General features: G+C 62.0%; 11 protein-coding genes. 9 read left to right on the top strand and 2 right to left on the bottom strand.

The window, feature by feature from the left end; all coding sequences use genetic code 11:
• Positions 1–71: 71 nt before the first annotated feature.
• The 5 genes from PCOSP_RS28790 to PCOSP_RS28770 all read left to right on the top strand — a co-directional run bounded on the left by PCOSP_RS28790 (position 72) and on the right by PCOSP_RS28770 (position 4,007).
• A complete protein-coding gene (locus tag PCOSP_RS28790; protein ID WP_139641275.1) occupies positions 72–974 on the top strand; it encodes a LysR substrate-binding domain-containing protein in 903 nt (300 codons plus the stop codon).
• A 469-nt stretch (positions 975–1,443) separates the two neighbouring features.
• Positions 1,444–1,935, top strand: a complete 492-nt coding sequence (gene purE / locus PCOSP_RS28785) for a 5-(carboxyamino)imidazole ribonucleotide mutase (RefSeq protein ID WP_003196369.1) — start codon at positions 1,444–1,446, stop codon at positions 1,933–1,935.
• A 12-nt stretch (positions 1,936–1,947) separates the two neighbouring features.
• The gene (locus PCOSP_RS28780; RefSeq protein WP_047703863.1) at positions 1,948–3,033 is read left to right on the top strand and encodes a 5-(carboxyamino)imidazole ribonucleotide synthase; all 1,086 of its coding nucleotides are present in this window, start codon (positions 1,948–1,950) and stop codon (positions 3,031–3,033) included.
• A 103-nt stretch (positions 3,034–3,136) separates the two neighbouring features.
• Entirely contained in the window at positions 3,137–3,382 is a 246-nt protein-coding gene (locus PCOSP_RS28775) for a GlsB/YeaQ/YmgE family stress response membrane protein (RefSeq protein ID WP_003187057.1), read from the top strand.
• Positions 3,383–3,470: 88 nt separating this feature from the next.
• Positions 3,471–4,007 (top strand): DUF3299 domain-containing protein, encoded by a 537-nt coding sequence (locus tag PCOSP_RS28770; protein ID WP_144929008.1) that lies wholly within the window; start codon positions 3,471–3,473, stop codon positions 4,005–4,007.
• Positions 4,008–4,078: 71 nt separating this feature from the next.
• On the opposite strand, the gene PCOSP_RS28765 is transcribed toward PCOSP_RS28770, so the two are convergent.
• Positions 4,079–4,978 (bottom strand): D-hexose-6-phosphate mutarotase, encoded by a 900-nt coding sequence (locus PCOSP_RS28765; RefSeq protein ID WP_464709985.1) that lies wholly within the window; start codon positions 4,976–4,978, stop codon positions 4,079–4,081.
• A gap of 57 nt (positions 4,979–5,035) precedes the next feature.
• Complete coding sequence (locus PCOSP_RS28760; protein ID WP_139641270.1) at positions 5,036–5,440, bottom strand: acyl-CoA thioesterase; 405 nt, start codon at positions 5,438–5,440, stop codon at positions 5,036–5,038.
• A gap of 381 nt (positions 5,441–5,821) precedes the next feature.
• Between PCOSP_RS28760 and PCOSP_RS28755 the strand changes: the two genes are divergently transcribed.
• The 4 genes from PCOSP_RS28755 to pstA all read left to right on the top strand — a co-directional run bounded on the left by PCOSP_RS28755 (position 5,822) and on the right by pstA (position 12,550).
• Entirely contained in the window at positions 5,822–7,120 is a 1,299-nt protein-coding gene (locus tag PCOSP_RS28755) for an MFS transporter (protein WP_139641266.1), read from the top strand.
• A gap of 239 nt (positions 7,121–7,359) precedes the next feature.
• On the top strand, positions 7,360–8,358 hold the full coding sequence (locus PCOSP_RS28750) for a phosphate ABC transporter substrate-binding protein PstS (RefSeq protein ID WP_139641264.1): 999 nt from the start codon (positions 7,360–7,362) through the stop codon (positions 8,356–8,358).
• A gap of 472 nt (positions 8,359–8,830) precedes the next feature.
• On the top strand, positions 8,831–10,864 hold the full coding sequence (locus tag PCOSP_RS28745; RefSeq protein WP_464712013.1) for an ABC transporter permease subunit: 2,034 nt from the start codon (positions 8,831–8,833) through the stop codon (positions 10,862–10,864).
• A gap of 15 nt (positions 10,865–10,879) precedes the next feature.
• Positions 10,880–12,550, top strand: a complete 1,671-nt coding sequence (gene pstA, locus PCOSP_RS28740; RefSeq protein WP_041020232.1) for a phosphate ABC transporter permease PstA — start codon at positions 10,880–10,882, stop codon at positions 12,548–12,550.
• Positions 12,551–12,630 lie beyond the last annotated feature (80 nt).

The raw sequence follows: 12,630 nt of genomic DNA, 5'->3' as shown, positions 1-12,630 counted from the left end.
ATAATGCGGATGTGACGCCGACGGTACGGCGGACGTGTGACCTGTTTTGGTGCATGTTTCGGGAGAGCGTGATGAATCTTGAAAGCAAATGGCTCGAGGACTTCAGTGCCTTGGCGGCTACTCGCAGTTTCTCCCAGGCGGCCGAACGGCGTTTCGTCACGCAACCGGCGTTCAGTCGGCGGATCCGTAGCCTTGAGGCGGCGCTGGGGCTGACGTTGGTCAACCGCTCCCGCACGCCGGTCGAGCTGACAGCGGCCGGGCAGTTGTTCCTGGTGACGGCGCGCACGGTAGTGGAACAGTTGGGCGAGGTGCTGCGGCATTTGCATCATCTGGAAGGCGGGCAGGGCGAAGTGATCCAGGTAGCGGCTGCGCACTCCTTGGCGTTGGGCTTTTTCCCGCGCTGGATCGCGCAGTTGCGCAACGAAGGCATGAACATCGCCACGCGCCTGGTGGCGACCAACGTCGGCGATGCCGTCCATGCCCTGCGTGAAGGCGGTTGCGACCTGATGCTGGCGTTCTACGACCCGGATTCGGCGATGCAGATGGACCCGGAAATCTTCCCGTCGCTGCACCTGGGCCAGACCGAAATGCTGCCGGTGTGTGCCGCCGATGCCAACGGCAAGCCGCTGTTCGACCTCGAAGGCGAGGCCAGCGTGCCGCTACTGGCCTACAGCGCCGGGGCGTTTCTCGGTCGTTCGGTGAACCAGTTGCTGCGTCAGCGGGCGCTGCGTTTCACCACTGTCTACGAAACGGCCATGGCCGACAGCTTGAAAAGCATGGCCCTGGAAGGCCTGGGCATCGCCTGGGTGCCGCAACTGAGCGTGCGCGCCGAACTGGCCCGGGGCGAACTGGTGATCTGCGGCGGTGCGCAATGGCACGTCCCGCTGGAGATCCGCCTGTACCGCTGTGCCCTGGTGCGCAAGGCCAATGTGCGATTGCTGTGGCGCAAGCTCGAAGGTGGCGCCGGCTCCTGAAAACACGCACAACCCTGTGGGAGCGAGCCTGCTCGCGATGACGGACTGACATTCAACATCACTGTTGCCTGGCCCACCGCTATCGCGAGCAGGCTCGCTCCCACAGGGTTTGTGTCGTTCACAACGTATGGAATCAATACAGATCAGATGTGGGAGCGGGCTTGCTCGCGAAGGCGGCGTGCCAGTCACCACCTTCTGCACTGATCCTCCGCTTTCGCGAGCAAGCCCGCTCCCACAGAGGGGGATCTGGGGTGTTCTTGTATTGACCTTGAAGTCAATAAAACCGCTGTCCAGGCACAAATGACAGATGGTCGCGACAGGGGCTGTTTATCTGCTTCATTGCGGTATACTGCGCGGCCTTCGGCCGGTCCAGATCGGCCATTATTCGTACAACAAGCCACGCCGGTTTCCCGCGTGGCTTGTTGTTTTTTGACGCGCCTGCGGGCGCCCAGAGAGAAGAGGCACGACGATGAGTGCACTGGTTGGCGTGATCATGGGCTCCAAGTCCGATTGGTCCACCCTTAGCCACACCGCCGATATGCTGGAAAAGCTCGGCATCCCTTATGAGGTGAAAGTGGTCTCTGCCCACCGCACCCCGGACCTGCTGTTCCAGTACGCCGAAGAAGCCGAGGCCCGTGGTATCGAGGTGATCATCGCCGGTGCCGGTGGTGCGGCTCACCTGCCAGGCATGTGTGCGGCCAAGACCCACCTGCCGGTGCTGGGCGTGCCGGTGCAGTCGTCGATGCTCTCGGGCGTCGATTCGCTGTTGTCCATCGTGCAGATGCCGGCCGGCATTCCGGTCGCGACCCTGGCCATCGGCAAGGCCGGCGCGATCAACGCCGCCCTGTTGTCGGCGAGTATCCTGGGTGCCAAGCATCCACAATTCCATACCGTGCTGAAAAAATTCCGCGCTGAGCAGACAGACAGCGTCCTGGACAATCCAGACCCACGCATTGCCTGAGGTTGTTGACGAATGAAGATCGGTGTAATCGGTGGCGGCCAGTTGGGTCGCATGTTGGCCCTGGCAGGTACGCCGCTGGGGATGAACTTCGCTTTCCTGGACCCGGCGCCGGACGCCTGTGCCGCCGCGCTGGGTGAACACCTGCGGGCCGACTACGGCGACCAGGATCACCTGCGCCAACTGGCCGATGAAGTCGATCTGGTGACGTTCGAGTTCGAGAGCGTCCCGGCCGAAACCGTCGCCTTCCTGTCCCAGTTCGTCCCGGTCTACCCGAGCGCCGAAGCCTTGCGCATCGCCCGCGACCGCTGGTTCGAGAAGAACATGTTCAAGGACCTGGGCATTCCTACCCCGGCCTTCGCTGACATTCAATCCCAGGCAGACCTGGAAGCCGCCGTCGCAGCCATCGGCCTGCCGGCCGTGCTCAAGACCCGCACCCTGGGTTATGACGGCAAGGGCCAGAAAGTCCTGCGCAACCCTGAAGACGTAGCCGGTACGTTCGCCGAACTGGGCAGCGTGGGCTGCCTGCTGGAAGGTTTCGTGCCGTTCACCGGTGAAGTCTCGCTGATCGCCGTGCGTGCCCGCGACGGTGAAATCCGTTTCTACCCGCTGGTGCACAACACCCACAAGGACGGCATTCTCAAGCTTTCCGTCGCCAGCACCGACCATCCGCTGCAGGCCCTGGCCGAGGATTATTCCAGCCGCGTGCTCAAGCAGCTCGACTACGTCGGCGTGATGGCGTTCGAGTTCTTTGAAGTGGACGGCGGTCTCAAGGCCAACGAAATCGCGCCGCGGGTGCACAACTCCGGGCACTGGACCACCGAAGGCGCCGAGTGCAGCCAGTTCGAGAACCACCTGCGGGCAGTGGCCGGGCTGCCGCTGGGCTCGACCGCCAAGGTCGGCGAAAGCGCGATGCTGAACTTCATCGGCAAAGTACCGGACACCGAGAAGGTCCTGGCGATTGCCGATTGCCATCTGCATCACTATGGCAAGGCGTTCAAGGCCGGTCGCAAGGTCGGCCACGCCAACCTGCGTTGTGCTGACCGGGCCACGCTGGCCCAGCAGATCATCAAGGTCGAGACGCTGATCGCCGAGCAATAGTGCGTGTTTTCGGTGGAACCATTCATCGGCAAGACTCTCTCATGGCTAAGCGCCAAAGCCTGACCAGGCTTTGGCTTAGCGTCTCAAAAAAGAGGGAAATGCCATGGGAATCATCGGAACCATCTTCATCGGCTTGATCGTTGGCCTGCTGGCACGCTTCCTGAAACCGGGCGACGACAGCATGGGCTGGATCATGACCATCCTGCTCGGTATCGGCGGTTCGCTGGCAGCCACCTATGGCGGCCAGGCCCTGGGTATCTACCAGGCCGGGCAAGGGGCCGGTTTCATCGGTGCCCTGGTCGGCGCGATTGTGCTGCTGGTGATCTACGGCCTGATCAAAAGAAACTGAGTCAATGCGACAAAGCCCCCTGCGCATGGCGCGCGCAGGGGGCTAGAATGCCCGGCGTTCCATCTACCACTCATTGCCGAGCCCTTTCATGCGCCGTCTAGTGTTGACCCTTCTTCTGCTGGGCAGTGGCCTGGCCCATGCTGCCGAATTGCCGGAAACCGATTGGCTCGAACTGATGCCCAAGTCGGACCAGAAAGCCCTTGAGGCCATGCCCGAGATCGACCACAACTCCCCCGAAGCCAATGGCACCTTCACCAACAAGGGTGGCCTGAAGCAAAGCAAAGGCTTGCCGGCGGTGATGTATTCGACCAAGACCGTGGCCTCGATGAACGACAAGCACATCCGCATCGGCGGCTACCCGGTACCGCTGGAAACCGACGCCAAGGGCCGCAGCACGCTGTTCTTTCTGGTGCCATACCCCGGCGCCTGCATCCACGTTCCGCCGCCACCGCCTAACCAACTGGTGCTGGTGCGCTACCCCAAGGGCTTGAAGCTGGACGACATCTACACGCCGCTGTGGGTGACCGGCACGCTGAAGATCGAAAAGGTCGACAACGACCTGGCGAGTGCGGCGTATGCGCTGGATGCGGAGAAGGTGCGGGTGGTGCAGGAAGCGGATTTGTAGCTCAGGTCAACCTGACGCAGATCCCCTGTGGGAGCGAGCAGGCTCGCTCCCACCGAGGGATGTGATGGGTTTTAGAGCGGTTTGCTACTGATGCTCACGCCCAGGGTATGACTGGCCTCGGGCAGCAGCGTCACCACATCGTCCATCACATTCGCCGTTTCGATGCACAGCATGCGCTGCCAGCCATCGTCGGCCATGTCGCTGAAGGCCTTGGCGCGTTCGGTCCAGGGGTTCCAGATCACCGCCGAGCGCGAGCCGCTGCTGGTCAGTTCGATCCGCCGTTCCCAATGCGGATCGACGATGCTCAGCGTCGCCGGGGTATCGAGATAGACACGGTCGGTCTCGCCGGCAAAGTGCAGGTCGCCGGCCTGGGTGGCGGTATTCCAGTCGTCCAGGGTTTCGATGTAGTTCAAGCCGGCCACGCCTTCGACATGCACGTTGCGCACGTCGCTCACCGCGAAATAGCTGTGCAGCGCCTGGCTGAGGCTGACGGTTTCGCTGCCGCGGTTATGGCTGGTGAGGCGGATGTGCAATTGCGCGTCCATCACGATGGTCAGCGTCAGGTCGACCTGATGAGGCCAGCCCGGCAGGCCGTTTTCGGGATAGGGCAGCACGAATTCGACTTTCAGGCCTTCGCCCTCGGTTTCGATGCCTTTCAATTCCCAATCCATCGCCCGCACCAGGCCATGGGCGGTGGCCGGCTCGTTGCTCACGCGCATGGCCTGGACGCTGTCGGGGTTACGGGTCAGGTTGCCGAACCACGGCCAGCACACCGGCACACCGGCACGGATGCTCTTGCCAGCCTTGAAGGTCGCCTGGTCGTTGAGCCAGATCAGCGGCGGTTGGCCGTCCACTTGATAGCTGAGGATATGCGCGCCTTGCTGGGCCACCAGCAACTCGGCCTGACCGTGGCGGATACGCCAGCCATTGAGTTCATCCAGTTTGACGGCTTCGACATTGGGCGTGGGCATACTGCAAACCTCGTTCAGGAACAGGAACCGCAATGGACCGCAAAACGGCCGTCGCGTTTAACGAGCGCGCGGCGGAACCGAACGGGTGCGGCCACTGCCATCGATAGCAACGAACACGAACACCGCCTCGGTCACCTTGCGCCATTCACTGGACAGTGGGTCGTCGCTCCAGACCTCGACCATCATCTGGATCGAGCTGCGGCCGATTTCCAGGGTCTGGGTGTAGAACGACAGCTGAGCCCCCACGGCCACTGGCACCAGGAACGCCATGCGATCGATCGCTACGGTCGCCACGCGCCCGCCGGCTACCCGGCTGGCCATTGCCGTGCCGGCCAGGTCCATCTGGGACACCAACCAGCCGCCGAAGATATCGCCGAAGCCATTGGTCTCGCGGGGAAGCGCGGTGATTTGCAGGGCCAGGTCGCCTTGCGGAATTGGATCTTCTTGTTCGAGCTCTATCATGCCGGGGGTGCCTCTGACCCGTAACTCTGTCTTGTACTTCAGGTGAATAGCCGTCTTCGTAAAAAACGATTCAGCCCGAACACATTGCGTTCGTCACGTTTTTCGTAAAGGCGCGCTAAAGGGAGACTCTGCGAAACCGGCTGGTTCTGGCGTTTTTTCCTACAAACCCTGCACCAACGACGTTTTCGCACAGCAACCCCTTACAGAGTGTCGCAAGCTAGCGAGTATATCGGGCGATAGACGTCGAGACGACTACCGGGTTCTGATTTCGACCGAGAATGACGCGCCTCACTGTGCTTTTTCGAACAATTTGCTATCGTGCCAAACCGCTCCAACCCCGATTTGCGGGTTGCAGAACCGACTATAAGAGAAGCCTTCGCCATGACCACTGCGCCTTCGAGCACGGCAGCCCCTGCGCAACCCGCCCGTCCATTGACCCGCAACGATTACAAGACCCTGTCGCTGTCTGCGCTGGGCGGCGCCCTGGAGTTCTACGATTTCATCATTTTCGTGTTCTTCGCCACCGTGGTCGGCAAATTGTTCTTCCCCGCCGACATGCCCGAGTGGCTGCGCCTGATGCAGACATTCGGCATCTTTGCCGCCGGCTATCTGGCCCGGCCCCTGGGCGGGATCGTGATGGCGCACTTCGGCGACCTGCTGGGACGCAAGAAGATGTTCACCCTGAGCATCTTCATGATGGCCGTACCCACGCTGATCATGGGCCTGTTGCCCACCTACGCGCAGATCGGCATGTGGGCGCCGATCCTGCTGTTGCTGATGCGGGTGATCCAGGGCGCGGCCATTGGCGGCGAAGTGCCGGGGGCCTGGGTATTTGTCTCCGAACACGTTCCGGGGCGCCACATTGGTTATGCCTGCGGCACCCTCACGTCCGGCCTGACGGCGGGGATCCTGCTGGGCTCGCTGGTGGCCACCGCGATCAACAGCCTCTATACGCCGGTGGAAGTGGCGGATTACGCCTGGCGCATTCCGTTCCTGCTGGGCGGTGTGTTCGGGCTCTTTTCGGTGTACCTGCGCCAGTGGCTCCACGAGACTCCGGTGTTCGCCGAACTGCAATTGCGCAAGGCCCTGGCTGAAGAAGTGCCGTTGCGCGCGGTGCTGCGCGACCACCGCGGCGCCATCGTTATCTCCATGCTGCTGACCTGGCTGTTGTCAGCCGCCATCGTGGTGCTGATCCTGATGACCCCGACGGTCCTGCAGACGGTCTACCATTTCGCGGCGACCACCGCCTTGCAAGCCAACAGTGTGGCGATCGTGATGTTGAGCATTGGCTGCATCCTGGCCGGTGCCCTGGCGGACCGCTTCGGCGCGGGACGGGTCTTCGTCTTCGGTTGCGCCGCGTTGCTGGCCAGTGCCTGGACCTTCTACCACAACCTGGCCGACCATCCGCAGTGGCTGTTCCCCATGTATGCCCTCACCGGTCTGCTGGTGGGCACCATCGGGGCGGTGCCCTACGTCATGGTCAAAGCCTTCCCGCCGGTGGTGCGCTTCAGCGGCCTGTCGTTCTCCTACAACGTGGCCTATGCGATTTTCGGCGGCCTGACGCCGATGATCGTCAGCCTGCTACTCAAGGAGAGCCCGATGGGGCCGGCTTATTATGTGGCGGTGTTGTGTGGGGTCGGGATGGTGGTGGGTGCCTACCTGTGGAGGAAAGGGCGCTAGTCTTCCGTTTTTCATTGGCTTTACTGGCCTCATCGCGAGCAGGCTCTCTCCCACAGGGTTTACGCGACGGCGCAGAACCATTGTGGGAGCGAGCCTGCTCGCGATAGGGGACTCTGCGAATCATCCTGTAAAACTCAATGCTGGCCTTTCATCCAATTGTCATATTTCAGCCATAGAGTGTTCACACGGCTTACCGATACTTGGCCGACTTAACACACCCTATCTGCTAGGAGTAAGGCATGAAACTGAAGCGTTTGATGGCGGCAATGACTTTTGTCGCTGCTGGCGTAGCGACTGCCAACGCGGTTGCCGCTGTTGACCCTGCGATCCCGAGCTACACCAAGACCACTGGTGTGTCGGGCAACCTGTCCAGCGTCGGCTCCGATACCCTGGCAAACCTGATGACCTTGTGGGCCGAGAACTACAAGAAGGAATACCCGAACGTAAACATCCAGATTCAGGCCGCCGGCTCCTCCACCGCGCCGCCCGCACTCACCGAAGGCACCTCCAACCTGGGCCCGATGAGCCGCAAGATGAAGGACAACGAACTGCAGGCCTTCGAGCAGAAGTACGGCTACAAGCCAACCGCTATCCCGGTTGCCGTGGACGCCCTGGCTGTATTCGTGCACAAGGACAACCCGATCCAGCACCTGACCATGGAACAGGTCGACGCGATCTTCTCGTCCACCCGCCTGTGCGGCGCCAAGGCTGACGTCAAGACCTGGGGCGACCTGGGCGTGACCGGCGACCTGGCCAACAAGCCGGTTCAACTGTTTGGTCGCAACTCGGTATCCGGCACCTACGGCTACTTCAAGGAAGAAGCCCTGTGCAAAGGTGACTACAAGCCAAACGTCAACGAACAACCTGGCTCGGCTTCGGTCGTGCAGTCGATCAGCTCCTCGCTGAACGGCGTGGGTTACTCGGGCATCGGCTACAAGACCGCCAGCGTGAAAACCGTGGCCCTGGCCAAGAAAGGCAGCACCGAGTTCATCGAAGATAGCGAAGAGAACGCACTGAACGGCAAATACCCGCTGTCGCGTTTCCTCTACGTGTACGTCAACAAGGCACCGAACAAGCCTCTGGCCCCGCTGGAAGCCGAGTTCGTGAAGATGGTCCTGTCCAAGCAAGGTCAGGAAGTCGTGGTCAAGGACGGCTACATCCCACTGCCAGCCAAAGTAGCCGCCAAGGCACTGGCTGACCTGGGTCTGTCGGAAGGCGCAAACGTCGCCAAGAAGTAACACCTGAGCCCGGGCCAACGCCCGGTTCTCTGTGGGAGCGGGCTTGCTCGCGAATGCGATGGATCAGTCGGCATCCATGTTGAATGTGCTGGCCCCTTCGCGAGCAAGCCCGCTCCCACAGACACTAATTTCCTCTCCGCTGCCAGCTTCCACGGGCGGCGGATTTGCTGCGTCACTGCATTGTCATCTTTCTGTCATACAGGATCGCTAGGGTGTGCGCATGAATGATCTGGCCAATTCCACAATGACTACGACTTCCCCTCCCAAGCGCATTGATTTCAATACGCCTGAGCTGCAACGCAAGCGCCGTATCCGTGCACTCAAGGACCGCCTGACCCGCTGGTACGTCCTGGTCGGTGGCCTTGCCGTTCTGGCTGCCATTACCTTGATCTTCTTTTTCCTGGCCTACGTGGTGTTGCCTCTGTTCCAGGGCGCGGACTTGACGGCCAAGGACTCCATCACCCCGGCCTGGATGCAGGACGCCGGCAAGCCGCTGATGATCGCTATCGAAGAGCAGAACCAGGTCGCCATGCGGATTTCCGACAAGGGCCAGGCGCTGTTCTACGACATCGACAGCGGTGCCGAGCTGCGTCGTGTCGACCTGCCGGTGCCAGCCGGTGCCAGCGTGACGTCCATTGGCGAAGACCAGCCCGGCAGCCCGTTGGTAGCCATCGGTCTGTCCAATGGCCAGGCCCTGGTGTTCCGACACACCTATAAGGTCAGCTACCCGGACGGCAAGAAGACCATCTCACCGGCCGTTGAATACCCCTATGGCGAAACACCTATCGCCTTGAATGAGCAGGGCGCACCCCTGGAGCACGTCAGCCTCAACGCCACCGATTCGACCCTGCTGATCGCCGGTTCCAGCGGTGCTCAGTTGCAGGTGCTGTCGATCACCAGCGAAGAGAACATGATGACCGGTGAAGTCACCAGCGAGCAGACGCGGATCGATCTGCCGCAGATGACCGAGCCGGTGAAGAACATTTTTGTCGACCCACGCCAGCAATGGCTGTACGTGGTCAACGGCCGGGCCCAGGCCGATGTGTTCAGCCTGCGGGACAAGAGCCTCAACGGTCGTTACAAGTTGCTGGAAAATGCCGACGCCCAGGTCACCACCGCGACCCAACTGGTGGGCGGGATTTCGTTGATCGTCGGCGACTCCAAGGGCGGCCTGTCCCAGTGGTTCATGGCCCGGGATGTGGACGGCGAGCAGCGCCTGAAAGAGATCCGCACCTTCCAGATGGGCACCGCGCCAATCGTCGAGATCACCGCCGAAGAGCGCCGCAAGGGCTTCGTCGCCCTCGACGCCGCTGGCAAGCTGGGTGTGTTCCACAGCACTGCCCACCGCACATTGCTGGTGGACCAGGTGGTCGATGGGCAGGGCGTGTTCGGCATGTCGCCCCGGGCCAACCGGTTGATCGTGGAGCAGGGTGGCAAGCTGAAACCGCTGTTGCTGGATAACCCGCACCCGGAAGTCTCCTGGAGCGCGTTGTGGGGCAAGGTCTGGTACGAGAACTACGACGAGCCTAAATACGTCTGGCAATCGACCGCCGCCAACACCGATTTCGAACCCAAGCTGAGTCTCTCGCCGCTGACCTTCGGTACGTTGAAAGCCGCGTTCTACGCCATGTTGCTGGCTGCACCGCTGGCGGTGGCCGCCGCCATCTACACCGCGTACTTCATGGCCCCCGGGATGCGCCGCAAGGTCAAGCCGGTGATCGAATTGATGGAAGCCATGCCGACGGTGATTCTCGGCTTCTTCGCCGGCCTGTTCCTGGCGCCCTACGTCGAAGGGCACCTGCCGGGTATCTTCAGCCTGCTGATGCTGTTGCCGATTGGCATCCTGGTGGCCGGTTTCGTCTTCAGCCGCCTGCCGGAGTCCGTTCGCCTGAAAGTGCCGGATGGCTGGGAAAGTGCGCTGCTGATCCCGGTGATCCTGTTCGTGGGCTGGCTCTCGCTGTACATGAGCCCGTACATGGAAGCCTGGTTCTTCGGCGGCGACATGCGCATGTGGATCTCCCATGACCTGGGCATCACCTACGATCAGCGCAACGCCCTGGTGGTGGGCCTGGCGATGGGCTTCGCGGTGATCCCGAACATCTACTCCATCGCCGAAGACGCCGTGTTCAGCGTGCCGCGCGGCCTGACCCTGGGCTCCCTGGCCCTGGGCGCCACGCCTTGGCAGACGATGACCCGCGTGGTGATCCTTACCGCCAGCCCCGGCATCTTCTCGGCGTTGATGATCGGCATGGGCCGTGCGGTGGGTGAAACCATGATCGTCTTGATGGCCACCGGCAACACGCCGGTCATGGAAATGAACCTGTTCGAAGGCCTGCGGACCCTGGCGGCCAACGTGGCGGTGGAAATGCCCGAATCGGAAGTCGGCGGCAGCCATTACCGCGTGCTGTTCCTGTCGGCGCTGGTGTTGCTGCTGTTCACCTTCATCATGAACACCCTCGCCGAGCTGATCCGTCAGCGTCTGCGCAAGAAATATTCGTCGCTTTAAGAAAGGTAGAAGTCTGTGAAACAGAACTCCCTGAAAGGATGGTTCAAGAGCGGCGCCCCCGGCGTCTGGATCAGCGGTGGCGCGGTGTCCATCGCGGTCATCATGACCATTGGTCTGCTGGCAGTGATTGCCGTGCGTGGCCTGGGTCATTTCTGGCCGGCGGACCTGATCCACGCCAACTACAACGTGCCGGGCATGCCCGCGCACCTGGTGGTCGGCGAAGTGGTGCAGAAGGAAGAAGTGCCCCGTGAGCGCCTGAAAAGCGCTGGCCTGCCGGTGCCGGACGAAGGCCCCGAGTTCATGACCCGCGAGCTGATCAAGGTCGGCAACCGGGACTTGAACGGCACCGACTTCACCTGGATCGTCGGTGACTGGCTGAGCGACCAGACCACGCCGCCGGAGCTGATGGCCATCGAGCGCCGCGAGTGGGGCAACTTCTACGGCTATCTGGTCAACGTCAAGGAAGAAGGCAAGGTCGTCGCCGAAGGCGAGGCCGCCTGGCCGCAGTTGCAGGCTCGCATTGCGCGGGTCAACCAGCTCGCCGCCGAGCTCAAGACCTTGGAAAAATCCGACATCGGTGCGATCAACGCCGGCCTGGAGCGTATCCGCCTGCACGGTCGCAAGCTGGAACTGGAGGGCAAACTCGACGCCGCTGCGCAAGCCGACATGGCCAGCGAACGTGCCGAGCTCGACGCCCGCTACAAGGAGATTGAAGCGCGCCTGACCGACCTGCACGCCCAGTTCAACCGCGATAGCCTGACCGCCCGCGATGCCAACGGCAAGGAAGTGGAAATCGGCATTGGCAAAGTGGTGCACGCTTACCAGCCGAACGGCATGGGCACTTTCACCAAGCTCGGGTTCTATTTCAGCAAGGTCTGGGAGTTCCTCAGCGACGATCCCCGTGAAGCCAACACCGAAGGCGGGATTTTCCCGGCGATTTTCGGCACGGTGATGATGACCCTGATCATGGCGATGATCGTGACGCCGTTCGGCGTGCTGGCAGCGGTTTACTTGCGTGAGTACGCCCGTCAGGGCCCGATGACCCGCCTGATCCGCATTGCGGTGAACAACCTGGCGGGCGTACCGGCCATCGTTTACGGCGTGTTCGGCCTGGGCTTCTTCGTCTATGTGCTGGGCGGCTCGGTTGACCGTCTGTTCTTCCCCGAAGCGCTGCCGGCGCCGACCTTCGGCACCCCGGGCCTGCTCTGGGCCTCCCTGACCCTGGCCCTGCTGGCGGTGCCGGTGGTGATCGTGGCAACCGAGGAAGGCCTGGCGCGGATCCCGCGCACCGTGCGTGAAGGCTCCCTGGCCCTTGGCGCGACCAAGGCCGAGACCCTGTGGAAGATCGTCCTGCCGATGGCGAGCCCGGCGATGATGACCGGCATGATCCTCGCGGTGGCCCGTGCCGCCGGTGAAGTGGCGCCGCTGATGCTGGTGGGTGTGGTGAAACTGGCGCCGTCGCTGCCCTTGGACGGCAACTACCCCTACGTGCACCTGGACCAGAAGATCATGCACCTGGGCTTCCATATCTATGACGTGGGCTTCCAGAGCCCGAACGTCGAAGCGGCACGGCCCCTGGTCTATGCCACGGCATTGCTGCTGGTGCTGGTGATTGCCACGTTGAACCTGTCGGCCGTGTGGATCCGTAACCACCTGCGCGAGAAGTACAAGGCACTGGATAGCTGATTTCCATGTGGGAGCGGGCTTGCTCCCACACAAGTACACCGATTGGCATGGCTGCTCAGCAGCCAACCGAACCGAATTTG

It is taken from the genome of Pseudomonas sp. MAFF 730105, from assembly GCF_055380705.1.
This window is presented reverse-complemented; position numbering and strand designations above follow the sequence as displayed.

What these genes read in the sequence shown, in the direction of transcription:
- PCOSP_RS28765 (WP_464709985.1), bottom strand. Translation starts at nt 4,978, where the DNA reads ATGCCCACGCCCAATGTCGAAGCCGTCAAACTGGATGAACTCAATGGC.
- PCOSP_RS28770 (WP_144929008.1), top strand. Translation starts at nt 3,471, where the DNA reads ATGCGCCGTCTAGTGTTGACCCTTCTTCTGCTGGGCAGTGGCCTGGCC.
- PCOSP_RS28750 (WP_139641264.1), top strand. Translation starts at nt 7,360, where the DNA reads ATGAAACTGAAGCGTTTGATGGCGGCAATGACTTTTGTCGCTGCTGGC.
- PCOSP_RS28760 (WP_139641270.1), bottom strand. Translation starts at nt 5,440, where the DNA reads ATGATAGAGCTCGAACAAGAAGATCCAATTCCGCAAGGCGACCTGGCC.
- purE (WP_003196369.1), top strand. Translation starts at nt 1,444, where the DNA reads ATGAGTGCACTGGTTGGCGTGATCATGGGCTCCAAGTCCGATTGGTCC.
- PCOSP_RS28745 (WP_464712013.1), top strand. Translation starts at nt 8,831, where the DNA reads ATGCAGGACGCCGGCAAGCCGCTGATGATCGCTATCGAAGAGCAGAAC.
- PCOSP_RS28790 (WP_139641275.1), top strand. Translation starts at nt 72, where the DNA reads ATGAATCTTGAAAGCAAATGGCTCGAGGACTTCAGTGCCTTGGCGGCT.
- PCOSP_RS28775 (WP_003187057.1), top strand. Translation starts at nt 3,137, where the DNA reads ATGGGAATCATCGGAACCATCTTCATCGGCTTGATCGTTGGCCTGCTG.
- PCOSP_RS28755 (WP_139641266.1), top strand. Translation starts at nt 5,822, where the DNA reads ATGACCACTGCGCCTTCGAGCACGGCAGCCCCTGCGCAACCCGCCCGT.
- PCOSP_RS28780 (WP_047703863.1), top strand. Translation starts at nt 1,948, where the DNA reads ATGAAGATCGGTGTAATCGGTGGCGGCCAGTTGGGTCGCATGTTGGCC.